The following is a 220-nucleotide window of genomic DNA, read 5'->3' on the forward strand; positions in this document are numbered from 1 at the left end:
TCGACTTCAGCCTTGTCGAGCCTATGACCGGCCTGATCAGCACCGGCCAGTCAGGCAACCCGGCCAGCCCGTATTACGCCAATAGCATCGAGCCGTGGCAGAAGGGGCAATACATGTCGATCCCGCTGCAACAGCAGAACTATGAAAAAGGCTACGGCAAGCAACGCCTGACACTGACGCCGGGCAAGTAAGCGCCGAAAACCGGACGCGGAGCGTCCAG

The 220-nt window shown here is 60.0% G+C and carries 1 protein-coding gene; it reads left to right on the forward strand.

Features of this window, described 5'->3' with window-relative positions; all coding sequences use genetic code 11:
• Positions 1 to 191, forward strand: a 191-nt coding sequence (locus ALO43_RS09275) for a penicillin acylase family protein (protein ID WP_157062279.1), incomplete at its 5' end; no start/stop codon positions are given.
• Between the last annotated feature and the right edge of the window lie 29 nt (positions 192 to 220).

The organism is Pseudomonas tremae, from assembly GCF_001401155.1.
Lineage (GTDB): Bacteria > Pseudomonadota > Gammaproteobacteria > Pseudomonadales > Pseudomonadaceae > Aquipseudomonas > Aquipseudomonas tremae.